Annotated in this window: 14 protein-coding genes and 2 pseudogenes; 15 read left to right on the top strand and 1 reads right to left on the bottom strand. The window is 39.2% G+C overall.

The window, feature by feature from the left end; translation table 11 throughout:
* Positions 1-2: 2 nt before the first annotated feature.
* The 14 genes and pseudogenes from JCM17102_RS07350 to JCM17102_RS32380 form a co-directional block, all read left to right on the top strand.
* Complete coding sequence (locus tag JCM17102_RS07350) at positions 3-1,499, top strand: TolC family protein (protein ID WP_025074616.1); 1,497 nt, start codon at positions 3-5, stop codon at positions 1,497-1,499.
* Between the two features lie 7 nt (positions 1,500-1,506).
* The gene (locus tag JCM17102_RS07345; RefSeq protein ID WP_025074615.1) at positions 1,507-2,568 is read left to right on the top strand and encodes an efflux RND transporter periplasmic adaptor subunit; all 1,062 of its coding nucleotides are present in this window, start codon (positions 1,507-1,509) and stop codon (positions 2,566-2,568) included.
* A gap of 47 nt (positions 2,569-2,615) precedes the next feature.
* Positions 2,616-5,726 carry an efflux RND transporter permease subunit gene (locus JCM17102_RS07340; RefSeq protein WP_025074614.1) on the top strand — a complete coding sequence of 1,037 codons (3,111 nt, stop codon included), beginning with the start codon at positions 2,616-2,618 and terminating at the stop codon, positions 5,724-5,726.
* A gap of 2 nt (positions 5,727-5,728) precedes the next feature.
* Positions 5,729-10,438 (top strand): efflux RND transporter permease subunit, encoded by a 4,710-nt coding sequence (locus JCM17102_RS07335; RefSeq protein WP_025074613.1) that lies wholly within the window; start codon positions 5,729-5,731, stop codon positions 10,436-10,438.
* Positions 10,439-10,453: 15 nt separating this feature from the next.
* Complete coding sequence (locus JCM17102_RS07330) at positions 10,454-11,167, top strand: hypothetical protein (protein ID WP_025074612.1); 714 nt, start codon at positions 10,454-10,456, stop codon at positions 11,165-11,167.
* Between the two features lie 27 nt (positions 11,168-11,194).
* Positions 11,195-12,637 (top strand): annotated as a pseudogene (locus JCM17102_RS32310) (DUF6734 family protein).
* A 32-nt stretch (positions 12,638-12,669) separates the two neighbouring features.
* Positions 12,670-13,005 carry a hypothetical protein gene (locus tag JCM17102_RS07320; protein WP_025074611.1) on the top strand — a complete coding sequence of 112 codons (336 nt, stop codon included), beginning with the start codon at positions 12,670-12,672 and terminating at the stop codon, positions 13,003-13,005.
* 90 nt (positions 13,006-13,095) lie between these two features.
* Positions 13,096-13,494, top strand: coding sequence for a CHAP domain-containing protein (locus tag JCM17102_RS26615; RefSeq protein WP_081800200.1), 399 nt, complete (start codon positions 13,096-13,098; stop codon positions 13,492-13,494).
* 235 nt (positions 13,495-13,729) lie between these two features.
* Positions 13,730-14,692, top strand: a complete 963-nt coding sequence (locus JCM17102_RS07310) for a hypothetical protein (RefSeq protein ID WP_033886609.1) — start codon at positions 13,730-13,732, stop codon at positions 14,690-14,692.
* A gap of 134 nt (positions 14,693-14,826) precedes the next feature.
* Positions 14,827-15,054: a hypothetical protein gene (locus tag JCM17102_RS07305; protein ID WP_148302044.1), complete on the top strand. Its 228-nt coding sequence runs from the start codon at positions 14,827-14,829 to the stop codon at positions 15,052-15,054.
* A 42-nt stretch (positions 15,055-15,096) separates the two neighbouring features.
* Complete coding sequence (locus tag JCM17102_RS07300; RefSeq protein WP_025074608.1) at positions 15,097-15,675, top strand: hypothetical protein; 579 nt, start codon at positions 15,097-15,099, stop codon at positions 15,673-15,675.
* Between the two features lie 154 nt (positions 15,676-15,829).
* Positions 15,830-16,249 (top strand): hypothetical protein, encoded by a 420-nt coding sequence (locus JCM17102_RS26610; protein ID WP_051572828.1) that lies wholly within the window; start codon positions 15,830-15,832, stop codon positions 16,247-16,249.
* Positions 16,243-16,386 carry a hypothetical protein gene (locus tag JCM17102_RS30630; protein WP_168770333.1) on the top strand — a complete coding sequence of 48 codons (144 nt, stop codon included), beginning with the start codon at positions 16,243-16,245 and terminating at the stop codon, positions 16,384-16,386. Before JCM17102_RS26610 ends, JCM17102_RS30630 begins: the two co-directional genes overlap by 7 nt.
* A 167-nt stretch (positions 16,387-16,553) precedes the next feature.
* Positions 16,554-16,652, top strand: a pseudogene (locus JCM17102_RS32380) (hypothetical protein); the annotation flags it as partial.
* Between the two features lie 207 nt (positions 16,653-16,859).
* On the opposite strand, the gene JCM17102_RS07285 reads toward JCM17102_RS32380, so the two are convergent.
* On the bottom strand, positions 16,860-19,073 hold the full coding sequence (locus JCM17102_RS07285; protein ID WP_025074606.1) for a patatin-like phospholipase family protein: 2,214 nt from the start codon (positions 19,071-19,073) through the stop codon (positions 16,860-16,862).
* Positions 19,074-19,347: 274 nt separating this feature from the next.
* Here JCM17102_RS07285 and JCM17102_RS07280 point away from each other — a divergent pair, with 274 nt between their 5' ends.
* A complete protein-coding gene (locus tag JCM17102_RS07280; RefSeq protein WP_025074605.1) occupies positions 19,348-20,541 on the top strand; it encodes an efflux RND transporter periplasmic adaptor subunit in 1,194 nt (397 codons plus the stop codon).
* Positions 20,542-20,559: the final 18 nt, after the last annotated feature.

The raw sequence follows: 20,559 nt of genomic DNA, 5'->3' as shown, positions 1-20,559 counted from the left end.
ATATGCAAAGTGACTTACAACTATTAAAAAGGATGCTTTTGTCTATCGTAATTTTTATGGGACTTGCCTTGCCATCGCAAGGGCAAATCCCCTTGACGATTGACAAGGCAATGGAGATTGCACAGGAGAACAGTCCTTCTCTTCGTAGTTCTCATATGAATTTGGAGAGGTATAAACAGAATCTGTTAGCTCAGAAAGCTTCTTTGAAATCGAAGTTCTCATTGGATTTAATGCCGGTGAGTTATAGTAAAGACAGGTCTTTCGATAATTATAATTCGAAATGGTATACAGGTGAAACTTTTAATACTAATGGAACCTTCAAGATTGATCAGCCTATTCTATGGACGGATGGTACTATCTCTTTAATTAATAAATTTGGTTGGCAGGACAATAGTTCAATTCGAGATGATAAAAAAGATAATAGTCAAGTATTTAGTAATAATCTTTATCTACAATTAAGCCAGCCTATTTTCACTTATAACAAGCGGAAGATGGAATTGAAGCAGATTGAGTATGATTACGAAAATGCCAATATTAGTTATGCTTTGCAACGTCTGAATACGGAGAAAAGTATTACTGATCAGTTTTATGCAGTTTATATGGCACAAAGTAATCTGGAAATCAGTCGTGAAGAATTGGTTAATGTCCAGCAAAGTTATGAAATTAAAAAAAATAAGGTGGAAGCTGATTTAGCTGCCAAAGATGAGCTTTATCAAGCTGAATTGAATCTTGCTACGGCACGTTCGTCTGTAGATGAAAGACAGGTTAGTCTGGAGAATGCAAAAGACAAACTTAAACAGACACTGGGAATGAATCTGGATGAAGACATTCTTGTGTTTGCTGAAGTTGATATTAAACCGATTCAAGTTAATTTAGAGCAAGCTATTACGCATGGTCTAGGTTCACGCCTTGAACTTCGTCAGCGTGAGATAAAAACCAAGGAACTTGAATTTGATATGATCAAGACAAAGGCTATGAATGAATTTAAAGGAGATATATCTGTATCTTTCGGACTGACTGGTGATAATAAGAATTTGAATAAGATGTTTGATAATCCGACGCAAAATCCGCGTGTCTCAGTTAGCTTTTCTGTTCCTATCTTTGATTGGGGTGAGAAAAAAGCAAGAATTAAAGCACAGCAGATAGCTCAACAGATCAATGAGCTTGAGTTTCACGAAGAGAAAGTGGATATTGAACTAAATATCCGTCAGGTATGGCGTAGTCTCGAAAATCTTCGGACACAAATTAAGATTGCTGAGCAAAATGTGAAAAACGCTCAATTGACATATGATTTAAATCAGACCAGATACCGTGAAGGAGATATTACCGGTATGGAAATGAGCCAATTCCAAACTCAGCTTTCAAATCAGAAAATCGCTTATACGCAATCATTGATTAATTATAGAATAGAATTACTTAACCTCAAAATTCTTTCATTGTATGACTTTGATACAAATAGTCCTATTGTTCCAATGAAAGATATGATCGATAAAAAATAAGCAGGCCATGAAACAGTATCACATTTTAATTGCATCTACTTTATTAGCAACTATATCATTAACTAGCTGTGGTGAAAGGCCACAAAATGCACCTAATGATATTGCTACTCCGGTATCTGTCATCGAATTGAAAAAAGGTTCGATCAGTAAATTAATAAATACAACAGGGACAGTACAGCCTACTTATGGGGTGACTTTGAATTCAGAAATGAGCGGGAGTTATAAACTTCAGAACAATCCGAAGACTGGGAAACCTTTTAAAATGGGTGACCGAGTGAGTAAAGGGCAACTGATTATAAAACTGGAAGATAGAGAGTATGAAAATGGAATTGCTATTGATGCTAAGAAGTTAAGCCTCGAAATAGCTGAACAAGAAGAAACCAAGCAAAAAGCTCTTTATGAAAAAGGAGGGGTTACCGTAGGTGAGATGCGGAATTCGGAAGTAAAAGTAACCAGTGCACGTTACGATTATGATAATGCTCAGCTCAATCTGGAGAAAATGAAAGTAATAGCTCCGTTTGATGGTGTTATTGTTGATTTACCTCATTATACATCTGATAGTAAGGTCGAACAAGGTAAACCAATGGTAGGTTTAATGGCTTATGACAAAATGTATATGGATATTAATCTGCCGGAAAGCAGTATTCGCTATGTTAAAGAATCACAACCGGTATATGTCACTCATTATACCATACCTGGTGATACACTAAAAGGGAAAATCAGCGAATTATCTCCGGCAATTAGTACGGAAACGCGTACTTTTAAGGGAAAAGTCCTGATTGATAACGATCAACTGAAACTGCGTCCGGGTATGTTTGCTAAAGCAGATATTGTGGTAGATAGAGCCGATAGTTCTATTATTATTTCCAAAGATGTGATTCTGTCTAACCGTCGTCGGAAATATGTATATATAGTTGAGAAAAATACTGCAAAGATACGTAATTTGGAAACTGGACTGGAGGATGAATACAACATTGAAGTTGTATCCGGTCTGAATGTAAACGATAATCTGGTAGTGAGAGGTTTTGAAACATTGAAAGAAAACGCAAAAGTAAAGATTCAAAAGTAAATCATTAGTCTGATGATAAACACACCTCTCGAAAATAGGAAACACGTATGAAAAATATAATCAAATTTGCAGTAGGCAATCCGGTTACAATTTGTATGGTTGTATTTGCCCTCTTGTTGTTGGGAAAAGTATCATACGATCAATTGAGTGTAGACTTATTGCCCGATCTGAACAATCCCCGCTTGTTTATCGAGCTGAAGGCTGGAGAACGTCCACCTGAAGAAATCGAAAAACAATTTGTAAAAAACATGGAGGCTATGGCTATCCGGCAGAGTGACGTTACACAGGTTTCTTCCGTGATAAAGGCAGGGACGGCCCGTATTACTGTAGAATATACTTGGACAAAGGATATGGATGAAGCTTTCCTCGATTTGCAGAAGGCAATGAATCCGTTCGCTCAAAACAAAGATATCACTGAATTGAAGATTACCCAGCATGATGCGAATCTATCACCGGTAGTTCTGGTAGGTATGTCTCATCAGAGTATTACAGATATGGCGGAATTGCGGAAAATAGCCGAAAGCTATATCCGTAATGAGCTGATCCGTTTGGAAGGTGTTGCTGAAGTAACTCTTTCGGGGGAAGAAGTGAGTACGTTGACCATTCAAACAGATCCTTATAAGCTAAACGCATTTCAATTGAAAATAGAAGATGTTGCTTCCCGTATCGAATCCAACAACCAGAGTATATCCGGGGGACAAGTCAGTGAATTGGGTTTGCAGTATTTGGTGAAAAGTTCGAGTTTGTTCACAACGGAAGCTGATTTTGAGGATTTGATTGTTGGGTATAAGCCGGTTCAGCAACAGGGAACTTCCGGAAACAATTCTTCCGAAACAACTGATGCTAATAAAGCTCCTATCTTCTTGAAAGAGATAGCAACTGTGCAGTTTATGAATGCTCGTCCGGAGAATATCGTACGTATAAATGGTCAGCGTAGCATTGGCTTGTCTATTTATAAGGAGATGCGTTTTAACACGGTGAAAGTGGTGGATGAGGTGACTCGTAAATTAGCTGTGATAGAGAATGCGCTTCCCGGTTATCATTTTCAGGTAATCTCCAATCAAGGTACGTTTATAAAGAGTGCGATCGGAGAAGTGAAAAGCAGTGCTTTATTGGGTGTAGTTCTTGCAATTGTTGTATTGTTCATATTCCTTCGTCGAATGGGAACAACATTAATTGTCAGTCTTGCTATTCCCATCTCGATTGTGGCTACTTTCAATCTGATGTTCTTCAATGGACTTACACTGAACATTATGACATTGGGTGGACTTGCTCTTGGAGCGGGTATGTTGGTGGACAATGCTATTGTGGTTATCGAAAGTATATTTCGAAATCAGGAGAAGGGACTGAGTGTTAAGGATGCTGCTATTACCGGAACGGCGGAAGTTGCCAATGCGGTGATTGCTTCTACCTTGACGACTATCGTAGTATTTCTCCCGATAGTTTATCTTCACGGAGCTTCGGGAGAATTGTTTAAGGATCAGGCTTGGACGGTTACTTTTTCGCTTTTATCTTCTTTATTTGTAGCTATTTTGGTGATTCCGATGCTATATATTCAACTTTCCGGTAAGAAAGTGAAAATGGAAGAGGTGAAATCAATCCGTATGACGGGATATAGTAAAATACTTCGTAAATTGGTATGGCATCGTTGGTGGGTGATTGGAGTGGCAGTATTATTACTTGTTGTGACGGGGTTACTGACTCCATTCATTGGAACCGAATTTATGCCGCGGGCTGAGAGTAAGGCTTTTACTGCTGTCGTTAAAATGCCAGAAGGTACACAAATGGAGCGTACTTCTGCGGCTGTTGGTAATTTGGAAGAATTGCTATATGCTATTGTTGGAAGTGATTCGTTATGTACAATATATAGTCATGTCGGAGAAGGAAGTGGATCTGAAAATGCTATTTTTGAAGGAGAGAATACGGCAATGATGAAAGTAAAACTATCTCCTGAGTGTACTCTTTCTTCGGAAAAAGTTATAGCTCAATTTGTTGAGTCTGCGAAGAATCCCGATGGTTTGGAAGTAACGATCCGACAGGATGAAAATTCTCTGAGTTCGCTTTTAGGTAGTGAAGGAGCTCCGATTGTTGTGGAAGTTAAAGGAGAGGAACTGGATGAGATAGCGGTAATTACTGAGGAAGTAAAAGAAAAAATGCTCGGAGTAAATGGAATCTACGATGTAAGTACTTCTATTGAAGATGGTGCTCCGGAAGTCGTGATTTCCATCAACCGTACCATAGCCGGCATTAATAACTTGAGTGTTGCTACGGTAATTGAACAGTTAAAGCAGCAATTAAGTGGTAAGGAAGTTGGTAAAATGGAATATCGTGGTGAAATGCGTGATATCGTAATTAAAGTTCCTGACATACCTTTGAGTTCTCTCGGATCGCTTGTTATCAAAAGTGGTACGCAGGAATTTTTATTGCAGGAAATAGCTACAATTACTCATGGACAAGCTCCTAAAGAGATATTACGCCGTAATCAAAGCCGTATTGGTAAAGTAATGGCAAATATGGATGCCAGTAAATCATTGGATAAGGTGGCGGAGGAAGTACGTCAAACGGTTAAGGGAATTGATCTGCCTGCTAATTATACCATCACGGTTACCGGAGAAGAAGAGAAGCGGCAAGAGTCTATGAATAGCTTATTGTTTGCTTTGATACTTTCTGTCGTACTAGTTTATATGGTGATGGCTTCTCAGTTCGAATCATTGTTGCATCCTTTCACGATTTTGCTGACAATTCCATTGGCGGTGGTAGGTGCTATCTTACTTTTCTTCATCACAGGAACGACCATTAACATGATGGGAGTTATTGGTATTGTGATGCTGGGAGGTATTGCTGTTAATAACTCTATCATTTTAGTAGACCGTATCAATCAGCTCAGCCAGGCAGGAATGGAATTGACCGATGCCATTGTAGAAGCAGGACAACAACGTATCCGCCCCATCATTATGACTACGCTGACTACCGTTTTGGCAATGCTCCCAATGACATTCGATTTTGGTGAAGGTGCTTCTCTGCGTTCCCCAATGGCTATTGCTGTGATTGGAGGTTTAATTACTTCCACCTTGATGAGTTTGATGGTTATCCCTTGTGTATATTATGTCTTGGAAAAACTTAAAAGACGCATAAGTCACCGAACTAAAAATAGCTAAAGATGAACTTTTTACTAAATAGGAGAATTACGATTTGTATGTTGTTTATTGCGCTTAGTCTATTAGGCTATGTGTCATATAAACAGCTTCCGGTGGAGTTATTGCCTAATGCGGAACTTCCGGTATTGTTTATTCAGGTGTCGTCGCAGCAAGATATGGATCCTTCATATGTAGAATCGGAAGTAATTATTCCGCTTGAGGGAGCTGTAAGTGCGATAGGAGGAGTAGACAAGCTGCAATCTAGAATTGACAGGAGACAGTCCAGCATACAAATTGGCTTTAAAAAGAATGTCAACTTTAAGATGACCTCTTTAAAATTGCAGGAAAAGGTGAATGAAATTGCCGCCTCTTTTCCTAGTGGTTTTACCGTACAGGTGCAAAAAGTTGATATTGCTCAGATGAGCAATAACTTTATGGTACTTCAGGTGCGTGGTTCCGGTGGAACTGACAGAGTAAGAAATTTAGTGGACGAGAATATTCTTCCCGATCTGGAGAATATTGATGGAGTTGCTTCTGTCAATGTATATGGTGGACGACAGAAGGCCATTGAAGTGCGTCTCAATACGGAGACATGTAAAGCACTGAACCTGACACCTTCAAGAATTAGCAATCTTCTTTCGCAAAATACGCAGGAAAAAACATTTGTTGGTTTTGCCGATGAACCGGACAGTAAGAATTTTGTCCATGTCAATGCAATGTATACGGAAGTATCTGAGTTGGAGAATATTGTGGTAGCTCCTGGTCCTATTCTGTTGAAAGACGTGGCGACCATATTTTTTGATTTGAAAGATGAAACCACTTATAGTCGTGTCAATGGGAAAGAGGCAGTTTCGGTTTCCTTGATTAATGACTCACAGGCTAACTTGATTGAACTTTCCCATCGTGTATCCGATGTGGTAGATACGCTCAATGAGAAACTTATCCCGCTCGATTTGGAAATAGTAGTTCAAGAGAATAAGGCGGAAACAATGGAGAATAACATCAATCAAATCATTAATTTGGCCTTAGTGGGTGGATTATTGGCGGTATTTATTCTTTGGCTTTTCTTGAAGAATATGCGGTTGGTATTCTTTATTGCGCTTTCTATTCCAATTTCTGTTTATACGGCTTTCAATTTCTTTTATGCTTCAGGTATTACTATTAATAGCCTTACATTGGTAGGAATGGCGTTGGCAATCGGAATGTTGTTGGATAATAGTGTGGTGGTACTCGAGAATATTTATCGCTTATCGGGAAGTGGCTGTACACCAGAACGTTCGGTTACACAGGGAACGAAAGAAGTGTGGCGTTCTATTGTAGCGGCTACGCTGACAACGATTACAGTATTTTTGCCATTTGTCTTTTCTGATAATTTTTTGATTAAATTGATTGGACATCATATCGGAGTATCTATTATTTCCACTCTGACTATCTCTTTATTTGTGGCTTTACTTTTCATTCCGATGGTTACTTATCTTATTTTGAGAAAGAAAAACGGAAATAGTATCATTTATGAAAAGGTATCGATTGTGCAACGTCCGATGCAGATTTATTTGGTTTTATTGAAAACCTGTATGCGTAATCCGGGAGTCACTATATTTGGAGCTGTAATTTTGCTTTTTACGACGCTAATTTTGTCTTTGACATTAAGTGTGCAGCAGATGAAAGAAGTAGAATCGGATCGGTTTGATATCAGTGTAATGATGCATACCGGAAGTACGCTTGAAAATACGGATAAAATGGTAAGAGTATTGGAGGAGCGTTTGGCTGATGTGCCCGAAAAAAAAGATTTGATCTGTCGTGTTCGGGATAAAGAGGCAACTCTTACACTTGTTTTGCAGAAGGATTACCAGAAGATAGCTAAGCGGAAAATAGCGGATATTAAGTCGGATGTACAGAGTAAGGTTTCGAACATGAACGGTGCTGAAATATATGTTTCCGACCCTATGGGAGGGGGAGGGGATAATTCTGCTCTAAGTAGTCTCGGTGGTTTTATGCGTTTATTGGGTATTGGTGACAATCGTGAACGGGTAGTTATCCGTGGATCGGATTTTGAAACGATGCAGATGGTAGCCGAAGAGATACGTTACTTATTGGATGGACAAGATTTTGTACAAGGTACTCGTGTCTCGTTCACTCCCCGGCAGGCAGAAATAAATTTGAATTTTGATCCGATTTTGCTGACCACTTATGATATAAACCGTAACAATATTACTTCAGGTTTAGCGTCGCTTAATCGCGAATTTTCTTCCGAGGCTACTTTTAAAGTGGGAGATGAGACTTATGATATTATCATTCGTGACGAAATACCGGAGGAAGAAACCGAAGAGGAAGCAAAAGAAAAGGCTCAAAAAGAAAGAACTGTAGATGATTTACGTGCTGTTCAAATAGAGAATGCTAATGGTGGTATACATAATCTGGAAGATATATCAACGCTTAATTATGGTAGAGGACGCTCCCGTATTATACGTGTTAATCAGGATAAACAAATCGAAGTATATTATAACTTCCCAAGGGATGTTCAATCTTCCAAAGATTTGTTGGAAGGCTATCGGTCTGATATCGACCAGTTGATTGCTGGTTACAACCTTCCTGCCGGAGTAGCTGTGCAAGTATTTCATGAAGAAGATGAATTCGGAGATTTTAAGTTTCTCATTTTAGCAGCTTTTATCTTGATCTTTATGATCCTAGCATCTGTTTTTGAATCTATGGTGACGCCTTTTGTTTTGCTTTTTACAATCCCATTGGCTGCTATCGGTTCTTTGTTGGCACTGCTCCTCTCGGGTAATAGTTTGATGAATGCGAATACATTAACTGGATTCCTGATTTTGCTGGGGGTGGTTGTTAATAACGGAATCATATTAATAGACTATTCTAATATTTTGCGTTCAAGGGGATATCGTCGTAACAGAGCGTTGATGACTGCTGGTATGTCCCGTATCCGTCCGATTCTGATTACCTCTATTACAACGATAGCTGCTATGCTTCCGTTGGCTATGGGAGATACAGAATATGCAGGAGCTATCGGTGCACCATTTGCCATTACAGTAATCGGGGGGCTCTTATTCTCTGCTTTATTGACACTGATTTTGATCCCTACTGTATGTATGGGGTTAGAAAATGTACTTCAGTGGTATCGTTCTTTATCCCGTAAGATATGGATTACTCATTTCATTCTTTTTATAATCGGTATAATCGGTATTTGGTTGTATGCTGATGGAATGCTTTGGCAATCAGTTTATTTAGTAGCATTGATTGCGGGTATCCCTGGTATGACTTACTTTGCGCAGACTAGTCTCCGACGGGCTAAATCGAAGGTTATTGATCCGAATGACGAGATACATATTTCTGTTCGGAATTTGGTTAAAATCTATGATTGGCCGGGGCGTATCAGTCGTCAGTGGAACAGTGGATTGCAAATTCGTAAGCGTTTGGGGCTGAATAATGAATATCATTCGTTGAAGGATTTTGTGAATTTATTATGGCAATTGGGAATTCTTGTATTCAGCATTTATTTTACTTATTTCTTTATTCAGAATAGACTCTGGATATTCTTTTTCTCATTTGCAATATATGCATCTGTTTTGTATTTGTGGCGGAAAGTGCGTTCTTATTTATATTATCGTTACGAGGATAGTAAATGGGTAAAAATATTCAATCGTGTGATATTCTGGAGTCTCCCACCCCTAATTTTGTTTGGACTATTTAGAAAAATGGATAATAATGGTCTGGTGATTATGATTGGACTATTATGGTTTATAGGTATTGCCATTTATGTTACTTCTCAATATTTATATGATCATAATGTGAATATTGAGCGTATAACCGGGCGTTTTGCTGGATTTCGACGATCCTATTTCCGTGTGGTGAAGAGTGTTCCTTTGCTTGGAAAACGGCGCAAACCTTTCAAGGCATTGCGTGGAGTATCATTTGAGATTCAAACAGGTATGTTTGGACTGTTAGGACCGAATGGAGCCGGAAAATCAACCTTGATGCGCGTAATTTGCGGTATATTCGAACAAAGCTATGGAAGTATTTGGATCAATGGGTTAGATACTCGTATTTACCGGGAAGAATTGCAAAGCTTGATAGGGTTTCTGCCGCAGGAATTTGGCACTTACGAAAATATGACATCATGGGAATTTCTTGATTATCAGGCTATATTGAAGGGGATAGTCGATGGGAAATTGCGTAATGAACGTTTGGATTATGTGTTGAAAGCAGTACATATGTATGAACGGAAAGACGAAAAAATCGGTTCATTCTCAGGTGGTATGAAGCAACGTATTGGTATTGCGCTTATCTTGCTCCATTTACCACGCATTCTGGTTGTAGATGAGCCTACGGCAGGACTTGATCCACGTGAGCGTATACGCTTCCGTAATTTATTGGTCGAATTGAGTAAAGATCGTGTTGTCATTTTCTCTACTCATATTATCGAAGATATATCCAGTTCCTGTAATCAGGTGGTAGTAATTAATAAAGGAGAACTAAAGTATTTCGGTAATCCTTCGGATATGGTGGAAATGGCTAATGGTAAAGTATGGCAGTTTAATATTGATAAGACAGAATTTGAAAAAGTGTTGGATAAATCATTGGTTATACATCATATTCAACAAGATGACACTATTCTTGTACGTTATCTTTCTATTGAACAACCATACGAAGGAGCTGTAGAAGTGGAAGCTAATCTAGAAGACGCTTATCTCTGTCTGTTGAAGAATATGAATTAAAATAAAAAGAAGGATATGACATTGAATCAAATCATACAGCTGTTGCCCAAAGTAGTAAAATATAATTTGAAGATTATATTTGCTGGAAAATTTATCTGGTTTCTTTTGGCTGCATTTATCTTTTTTGCCTTTTTTATGTTTCAAAATGCATGGAAACGAGAAGAGATTAATGAAGGGCTTATCTATAGTATTCTTTTATTTCCATGTATATTGCTTATTTTCTACCCGGCTGTGTTCGGTATCCAAAATGACGAAGATAGTCGGATACTGGAAATCCTTTTTGGTATTCCGGATTATAAATATAAAGTTTGGGGGGTGCGGCTACTTATGATATATGTAGCTATTTTTGCTATTTTAATTGTTTTTTCATATATAGCTATCATTTTATTGTATCCGGTCAATCCTCTTGGCATGTCTTTACAGTTGATGTTTCCGGTTCTTTTTTTCGGTAATATGGCTTTTATGCTTTCTACTATTACGCGAAGTGGAAATGGGACAGCTGTACTAATGATTATCATAGGTATTGCGCTAATCTTTATTAGTAAAATGAATGGTATGGATCGTTCTTTTTGGAATGTTATGTTGAATCCATTTGGTATGCCTGAAGGTTTTCATCCGATGATATGGGAAAGTGTCCTCATTAAAAATCGTATATTTCTTTTTTCTGCTAGTTTAATTTGGGCGATGATTGGCTTGCTGAATTTACAGAAAAGGGAAAAATTTGTGTAGTAAGCAAATCTAAAAACAAAAACACTCATAAGAACAAATCTGAAAATAACACAAACGTTCTGGACAGCGAACAAATCGCTGTTGGAGAATGGATTCGGATGGCCTCATCCGCAGTATCATCTGATGTCGTGGGCATTAAGTTGCCTGAGTCTTCGTAAAAGCTATGATAATGTAGTGCTTTATACGGATAGCAATGGGTATAAGGTCTTTATCGAGTTGCTGCAACTTCCTTATACGGAAGTAGTGGTGCAATATGACGACTTGCGGTGTCCGGACATCCATTGGGCTTATTCCAAAATGCTTACTTATTCGTTGCAAGCGGAACCGTTTATCCATGTGGACGGAGACGTGTATCTTCCCCATCGTTTGGATGTTTCTATCGAGTCCGGTGGATTGATAGCCCAAAATATGGAAATGGGAACTCAATATTACAAAAACATGATGAACGACCTGTTGCGAAGAAATTACCGGATGCCGGAATTTCTGCACAAGGTGTTGGAGCGTGATCTCATTCCTTCGTACAATGCCGGTTTCTTGGGTGGAAACGACCTTGAATTTATACAGGAGTATTGCCGGATTGCTTTTCGGTTTATCGAGGATAACGGTTTACTCGATTATCATAGTCGGAATCTGGGTGTGAACAACAACCTGCTTTTCGAATAGACACTGTTTGCAGCCCTTGCCGAAGAGCGTGGAAAAGAGGTGGCAAGTGTGCTGGGATATGTAGTGCCGGACAATGGTTACGATTATCACCGCTTTTGCGATTTCTACCGTTTCGATGATGTCAAGTTCCTGCATCTGCTGGGCGGACACAAACGCAACCAGCGCGCCTGCGAACTGCTTGGCAGGACATTGCTCGACCGTTATCCTGATTACTACCGTCGGATTGTGGAACTCTTTCCGCAGAACAACAAGCGTCTGGGAGGTATCAAGCAGGAACTTCCGGACATGACTGTCCAGCAATGTATTGCGTTGTATCAGGATTATCTGTGCGACCGCATAACCGAGTGGAAGGAATTGCCTAACGAAACGCTGTATGATTGGAAGCACCGCCTTTCCTCTTATTCCCACTTTATCAATGCCAACCGTGAGCAACAGGCGGTTTGCAAGGTAGGTAAGAATCCTTACGCATCCGTTTTCGAAATTCCTTCCCATTGGCCTGGTTTGGCAAAACACCTGCTTAAGGAACGTGTCAGCCGCGAACGCTGCGGCAGAAACGCGGATGTGGTGTGTGTGCCTTGCTTGTTGGGTGAGGGATACCGGGAAGCATTGCTGAGCGATTGGGGATATAACATCTTGGCTTTGTTAGAGAATGAGATGAGTTTTGAAGTATTGCTTGCTGAATTATGCTCTACCCTTTCTCCGGAAATCCGTGACAACGGTGAAGGTGTCTACCGTTCGATGCTTGCCGAGTTGGAATATCTGTGTTATAATGGCATTGTTTATGTAAAACTGGAATCAGAGAAATAATAATAGCTTTTAAATATTAAAAATTTAAGATTATGAAGACTGAAAATAAAAAACCAAAATTGAAAGAGATTAAACACCTTTCTCCGGATGCGCAGAATTATAGTTATGGTAGCTGCGGTTGCGGATGTGGATGTGGTAGTTGTGGCTCGTGTGGTAATAGTAGTGGTTGTGGGGTGTCAAGGGGGACTGGTGATGGTAGTAGTCCGGAAAATTGTATGTCGGAGCAGCGTTATTGGGAACTTTGCTTAAAAGGAGAATTAACATCATCAGTCTATGTCTGCGGTTGGGGATATACAGCTCCAAGTCCTATAATTACAGGCTGTGGTTCAGGTGGTTGTGTAGAAATAGATCTTGGGGGATTTAGGTAGTGGACCGGATTGTTGTATGCCTTTAGATCTTTTTTTAGATTTAGATAATCGGAATCTTCTAAAATCAGAAGTTTATGTCTGTGGCGAAGGATGGCGGCAGCCTCGTTTTATGAGTTATGGTTCTTGGGAGAGTTCTTGTGGATAGGATATAGTGGCAGTTTATTTAATATTGATGCTGCTGTAGATTATTTGATTTCTAATGCTCATTCTTCTTCTGTAGGAAGTTGCGCGATGTACGTGAGGCAGGCACTTGAAGCTGGTGGCTTTTCTACAGATGGTAGACCGGCATCAGCTTGTGATTATGATACGTATTTAGAAAGTCGTGGATTTCATAAGGTTTCTAATGATAATTACGAACCCCGTAAAGGAGATATAGTTGTTCATGAAGCAACAGAAGGGCATCCTTATGGACATATTGCAATGTATAGTGGAACTCAATGGATTTCGGACTTTGTGCAGAGAGATATGTTTGGAGGGCAGTCCTATTGAGAGGCACAGAATTATACAATTTGGCGCCAGTATTAGAAACTGTTTTGATTTTATCATTCGTTGTTTTGAGATGCATTTTCGCGGGATATTTTTTGGTTTGATGAGGAAGATAACGGTCTATCTGACGAAGAAAATCGGGAAACAGCACCGGAAAGTCGCTCAAAATAGGAATGAAAATCCTAGCAGTTCTAGAGTAAAAACAATGTAGAAAATCAAAACAGTTTCTTAAATTAATATGTATAAGTTTGAAGTTTTTATATGTATTCAGCTTTTATTGATATGTGTATCTTGTGGTAAGCATAATAAAGTAGATAAGGCTGATATAGGTGTAAAGAAAAATATTTCTGTGGTTGTTGAAAACCAAGAGGATTTGTTTCAGCAATCATTGAAAGATACGGTTGAGAATGTAGATTCAGAAGCCGTGAGTATGTTGAAAGAATTTTATGCAACTGAACTTAAACCTATTATAAGAAAGGAGAAAGAACTTAAAAAAGATTATGCCAAGTATTTTACGAAGGCAATGAGAAGTAAGATATGGAGAATGACTTGGGATGCGGGTGCAAGCATGGTAATTCGCGCACAGGATATTCCGGAAGACTCGTGTGAAACGTTAAAAATAGAGCCTTTGGGGAATAGTTGGTATATGGTGCATTATGCATATAGTAGAGGAACACCTTACGAGGGAACAAAAGAAATCCCTGTGAGAGTGGTAAAGGAGGACGGGGAATATCGTGTGGGATACATCACACCGGAGTCGCTCGGGCAACAGTTTGGCGATAGCTTGTGGTACAGTGGCGATACATTTCCTAAAGTGGACCGTAATGAACCGCTCGATTTTGTGAAGAGCTTCTATGATTTTTATACATTGAAACATAGCACGCTATCCGAGAATCTGTTGCAGGAATTGGCTGTTATCCGTGCGGAGTATTTAACTCCCAATGCTTTGTTTCGTTTTAACAAAATGGAGGAATTAAGCAGAAATGATGGTTATCCTGAATATGATGCATTAATAGGACGGCACGATTTTGAATTTCCGTATCGTAATAATGTTTGGGTACATCCTACCGATAAACCGGATGCATTTCAAGTTGGTGTAACAGGTGATACGATTCTTATTAATGTTGTGAAACAGGAAGATGAATATTATATTAACGATATTTACAACAAAGAGTTTGAATCTTTCTTGCCGATAGAGTAACAAAAACTGCCATTATGAAAAAGAAATCTTTTTTACTATTGTCTTTATCGTTTCTTACGTTTGCACCGTTATCAGCGCAGCGTGTAAACGAGAATTACCCCTTCTTGAGTTACTGGGATTTCAAGTTTAGAAATGTGCCTGACTCAGTAGATTACCGTTATAATCCTAAGAATAATAAATTGTATCTTTCCGGTTTTGATACTGACGGCAAAGGTACATTCTATTTTGCCGGAGGCAACCCGCTCAGCGTCTTTTGCTTTAAAGGAACTACTCTGCAATGGCGTCGCAAAGTATCTGACACACATACCAAGTGTGCCCTGTTTCGCTTGCGTGGGGATAGCTTTTATCTTGTGCACGATTAGACGCATGAACTTATTATCCTGAGTAAGGATGGAATAGGTGATGTGCGTCGTGTGAAGCTGGCAACGAACGATATAGACGAGGAAGTGGTGCACCGGAACTATTTTGTAGTTAGAGACAAGGGATTCAGAGATAAAAAGTTCAATTATATACATAATTGGGAAATACGTCAGTTTAAAGTAAGTTTCTTCAACTATCAGGGAGAGTTGGTATGGACGGACGAGATGAAGCGGGAATATTGTATGAAAATGATGCACTCTATGCCTTACTTGCCGATGCCTGATAAAAATATGGAGATTATATATTATAAAGGGATTTTTCGGGATATGCATTTGTTTGCGAATGTACTTGGAGGACAGTTCTTTCTGACCAGTTTCGGAGACGTTCAATATTCTTACAAGATTTCAGGTGATATTTATTTTAGTGTTTTGCCTTTATCTGCATTGAATGACGAGATAGATATAGAGAGCCATTTGCCTTCTTCGGAGGGTAGTATTCTTCGTGGGACGCATTGTTATTATGTTGGCTTTGAAGGTGCTAACAATCGTTTTATGGTAGTTGATATCGACCTCGACAAGATGTTTCCGGAGGCTGCGGATTGGATAAAGAAGATGATGAATTGAGGGTAGATGTTACTTGTATAAATAAATGCTATGCTTATGATAAATTGTTGTATTTCGGATAAATGGCATCGGATAAATGGGAATTTCTTTCTTGTCATGATTTTTTCTGTTTGCTTTCGCTTCCTGTGTCAGTGTTCCTAAGGCTGCTGTAGGAATGTCGGTACAACTGGAAGAGCAGCTTTATGTGCTGCAACAAGCCACTAACAGTATTGTGGAGAAAGCCTATCAGGAGAAAGAGAAGAATGTGGTAGCCTATATAGACAACGTCTGGTATACCCGGTATGTAGAGGAACTGTTTCAACAGCCTGTTATTGTGGAACTTTGGGATGAGGTGGTATGTACCGACAGTTTAGTGAACAAGATGGAGCTGATAAAGATGCTGACTCAAAGCTGTATGACAGAATATTTGTCTTACAAGAAATCGTTGTTGGCTCCGGTTGAAGAAGAGAAAACCTCTATCTTGAAAAACCTGAACGAGAGTTACGAACTGGCTATCTGGATGAATGGGGGTCTATTGCAAAGAATCTTGCTTCGAGCCGTGCTTTGTAGGATGAATACAACAGCTGTTTGTTGAAAGTGACTTCACCGGAGCGTCTTGATTCTGTGATAGTCTCTTCTTTTGAACGCATCGGCTGCGAGATAGAGAAGATAGAGAAAGGAATAGATAAGCTTCGGGATGCCAGCGAGAAGGTGAAGGAATTTATTGATTAAGTAATTCACTAATTTAATTTTGAGTTTTATGCTTTATATTGTACCTTTATAATTGTATAACTTCAAACATCCAGATTATCAAAAAGATACAGGCCATATCATTGGCCGAAGAAGAACGGTTATCTTTAGAGGATGGGTACCGAAACGGTTCCAAGCCCCAGTTTCGTATGTGCTGCCAAGACATTTTATTGAAGAGTACAGGAAGAAGCAACGAAGAAATATCCTCAATACTGGGTTGTACAGCAGCTTCTGTGTACGATTTGCAAAAACGATTCGAGGCGGGTGGTGTATTAGGCCTGAAGACTAAAATTGTACAACACCGCAAACCTTCGCTGACAGCCTCGGACGAGACTTCTGTACGCAAAGCCATCGAAAACGACAGGCAGAGCCTGCGTGTAGCCAAAGCAAACTGGGAAGCGGCAACTGACCGCACAGTGAGCGAATCCACACTGCGCGTATTTCCAAAACCTAAGTTAAAAATAATATCCCAGATTTACATAACAGCTTCCTTTATCGGTTCGATTGGAATATCCAAATGTGATTTCCAACGGACCGAAGATGCTGTCCATACCATATCCCGCACTGATTCCATACAGTTGCTTGCCTCTTAGAATATCGAAGAAGTTGCTTTCTGTTAATCCATAATTGCCAGTCAGGGTGAGATAATGAATACTTCCCATTCGTTGGCGAAATTTTACTGAGGCAATCATAATAGAGTTATTCATTAACTCTATATTCGTAATTCCTGCAAAAGGCAATTGCTGGGGAATATACAGGCCATATACTTCGCCGCCGATTGCATTTTGTATCGGATAAGGAAAATCTTTCCCTATCAATATACGTCCATAGATGGAAGGAATGATAGAAAACCGGCGCGTAACGGGGATAACGCTAGCCCAAGAGCCTTTTAATGCAGAGAATGGCGCATGTTCATTATATTGTGCCATATTATCTGTATAGAGTGAATAGGAGGCACTGAAATCACTTCCTTTAGAAGGAAAATATCCCTTATCATATGTATTGTAGTGGACTTGAGCAAAGTAGCTCAAGAAATGTTCTGATTCAATATCTAAATCGGCCAACTCAGGTTTTTTAAACAAGAAGTCTTTGTATTTATAATATTCGAAGCGGAAACCGAGTCCGAATCGGAAATTCTTATACCAAACGTCTGAAAAACCAAATTCTGCCAGATGGTATTTGTAAGTTAGGTTATAGGCGCGGTCACCTTTATCATATATGTTGATATCATTATACTGAAACATATATGAAAAATTGAAGTTACGTTGTTGCATAGGTTCAAGGGTATAATCGATCCGCGCGGCATACCGTTTACCCAATCGTCCAGTAAGAGAGAGCCGGGAAGGTATATGAGTCTTAATATCTGCGGTGCCATTGACTAACAGAGAAGCTATCTCTTCCGAATCGAAGCGGATTCCAAGGTTGATTCTTTTTTCATATTTTTCTTCAAGCATGAAAGTCAGATGATATCCTTCAGAAGTATGCATCAGTTTGTAGCTGGCACTGGAATAGGATTGACTACCCCGTAACTGGAATAGAGCTTGTTCTATTTGTTGGGTAGTGATATCACTGTCTTCCTTTAGATTACATTTTTTCATCAGCCATTTCTTATCCTTTGTTTCAACGCCGGTGAAAGAGATTTTTGTCACGAAGATTGTGCGGGAGTTTGAGAGAGAGGAATAGGGACCGTGCTGTTTGGGAACATAATCGTCTGAAATCCCGATCTTCTTTTTTAGAGCAATCAGGGAATCCCATTGTGCCCGTGCTGCTTCTTCTCCGCGTTGCATCAGAGAATCAATAGCTGCCGGTGTGAAACTGGCTGAAGAATATCCGTCTACATTCACACGAATATAAGTATCTGTTAGGTCTACATTCTTTTCATGATTGGTTTGACATGTCAGATCAATAATTTGTCCAAGGATTTCAGGAACACTGTTGAGATTGTTAGCACTTTTCAGAACATTCTGCACATCCACTCCGATAATTATATCGGCACCCATAGCTTTGGCGACATCTGCCGGATAGTTATTGACGATTCCACCATCAACAAGTACCATACTATCTATTCGTACCGGAGTAAATACTCCGGGAATAGCCATACTTGCACGCATAGCAGTTGAAAGCACTCCTTCACGGAACACGACTTGGTCTCCATTAACAACGTTTGCTGATACGCAGGCAAAAGGAATGGGTAATTTATTGAAACTGATGGAATCATGATAACCTACCGTTAAATCGGAGAATAGATTGGCAAGGTTTTGTCCTTTTATAAGCCCACCGGCAATTTCTTTTGGATTCTTAGTAAATGGAATAGAGACAATATATTTTTCAGAACGCTCGCGATCTGTTAGCGACATGGAACTACGTTTGATACGGTCACTTAAAAGAAAAGTCCAGTTTTGTTTTCGTACCATACTGTCCAACTGTTCCGGAGTATATCCGATTGCATAAAGTCCGCCTACTATGGATCCCATACTAGTACCTACTATATAATCAATGGGAATTCCTGCTTCTTCGATGACTTTTAGTGCTTTTATGTGGGCTACTCCCTTTGCACCACCACCACTTAGCACTACACCCACCTTTTTTCGTTGTTGCTGAGCATGAACAGAAAAAGGAATTAATAAACCGATTAATAAAACCAATATGGAAAATAGTTGTTTTTTCATTATAACACGGTTTAAAATTAATGACCATCATATACAATACAAATGTAGGAGATAATTTGTTTAGTTGTTAAAATGTAAATCAGAAAAAATGTTCCAAAAGTCGTAATTGTGGATTAATTCTACATTTTTAAAGCAATTCCACATTTTTGTGTATAGTATGTCATTTTTGCAATATGTTGATTATCAAAGAATAAATGTTTTGCGAAGAAAATGGAATGAAATTTGTAAAATGCAGAGTAGACAAACATAAGTTAATTTAAATAATTGATTCGATATGAGATTATTTTTTTCGAAACGAGAGTTGAAACTGAGTAGAATAAGAACCATTGCTGCTATTATTTGTATGGTTTGCGTGTTAGCAACATATTGGATACTGACCCGCCCTCAGAAAGTAGAACCGGAGATTCCAACAGTAATATTGGAGCCAGCTGTAAAAGATGATGTAGAAATCTTTGGAGAGTATGTAGGACGTATTCGTGCCCAACAATTTGTAGAAGTACGTGCTCGTGTGGAAGGTTATTTGGAGAATATGCTTTTTGCAGAAGGTACTTACGTGAATAAAAACCAAGTATTGTTTGTTATCAATCAAGATCAGTATCGTGCAAAAGCTGATAAGGCGAGAGCTCAGTTGAAGAAAGACGAAGCGCAGGCATTGAAAGCGGAACGTGATTTGAAACGTATTCGTCCATTGGTAGAACAGAACGCAGCCAGTCAGCTTGACTTGGACAATGCAGAAGCAGCCTATGAAAGTGCTGTTGCAACGGTAGCCATGAGTGAGGCTGATTTGGCTCAGGCCGAACTTGAATTAGGGTATACAGTAGTTCGTTCTCCGTTATCCGGTCATATTAGTGAAAGAAATGTGGATTTGGGAACATTAGTAGGGCCAGGAGGTAAATCTTTGCTCGCTACCATTGTTAAGAGTGACACGGTATTAGTAGACTTTAGTATGACAGCATTAGACTATTTGAAAAGTAAGGAACGTAATATTAATTTAGGACAAAAGGATTCAACTCGTTCCTGGCAGCCAAATATTACTATTACTCTGGCTGATAATACCGTATATCCATATAAAGGATTTGTAGACTTTGCTGAACCGCAGGTAGATCCTCAGACTGGTACCTTTTCTGTACGTGCGGAAATGCCCAATCCTAAACAAGTATTATTACCTGGACAATTTACCAAAGTAAAACTTTTGTTAGATGTACGTGAAGGTGCAATTGTAGTACCGATGAAAGCTATTACGATTGAGAAAGGCGGAGCATATATTTATACGGTGCGTAAAGATGATACGGTGGAGAAGCGTTTTATAGAATTAGGTCCTGAAGTAGGAAATAGAGTGGTAGTAGAAAGAGGACTGGCCGTAGGCGAATTGGTTGTAGTAGAAGGTTTCCATAAGTTGACTCCTGGAATGAAAGTAAGATTCGGTGAGTCGGAAGAGGAAATAATGATTAATGCCAAAGAAGAATGATTTATGAAAGTTATCATT

The sequence above is a fragment of the Bacteroides faecichinchillae JCM 17102 genome (assembly GCF_000614145.1).
In the GTDB taxonomy this organism is placed as follows: Bacteria; Bacteroidota; Bacteroidia; order Bacteroidales; family Bacteroidaceae; genus Bacteroides; species Bacteroides faecichinchillae.
Note: the sequence above shows the minus strand (reverse complement) of the source record. Positions and strands in the feature narration are given on the sequence as shown.

Coding starts and splice junctions, on each gene's coding strand:
- JCM17102_RS26615 (WP_081800200.1), top strand. CDS start 13,096: ATGGCGGCAGCCTCGTTTTATGAGTTATGGTTCTTGGGAGAGTTCTTG.
- JCM17102_RS07335 (WP_025074613.1), top strand. CDS start 5,729: ATGAACTTTTTACTAAATAGGAGAATTACGATTTGTATGTTGTTTATT.
- JCM17102_RS07330 (WP_025074612.1), top strand. CDS start 10,454: ATGACATTGAATCAAATCATACAGCTGTTGCCCAAAGTAGTAAAATAT.
- JCM17102_RS07310 (WP_033886609.1), top strand. CDS start 13,730: ATGTATAAGTTTGAAGTTTTTATATGTATTCAGCTTTTATTGATATGT.
- JCM17102_RS07345 (WP_025074615.1), top strand. CDS start 1,507: ATGAAACAGTATCACATTTTAATTGCATCTACTTTATTAGCAACTATA.
- JCM17102_RS07340 (WP_025074614.1), top strand. CDS start 2,616: ATGAAAAATATAATCAAATTTGCAGTAGGCAATCCGGTTACAATTTGT.
- JCM17102_RS26610 (WP_051572828.1), top strand. CDS start 15,830: ATGTCGGTACAACTGGAAGAGCAGCTTTATGTGCTGCAACAAGCCACT.
- JCM17102_RS07280 (WP_025074605.1), top strand. CDS start 19,348: ATGAGATTATTTTTTTCGAAACGAGAGTTGAAACTGAGTAGAATAAGA.
- JCM17102_RS07320 (WP_025074611.1), top strand. CDS start 12,670: ATGAAGACTGAAAATAAAAAACCAAAATTGAAAGAGATTAAACACCTT.
- JCM17102_RS07350 (WP_025074616.1), top strand. CDS start 3: ATGCAAAGTGACTTACAACTATTAAAAAGGATGCTTTTGTCTATCGTA.
- JCM17102_RS07285 (WP_025074606.1), bottom strand. CDS start 19,073: ATGAAAAAACAACTATTTTCCATATTGGTTTTATTAATCGGTTTATTA.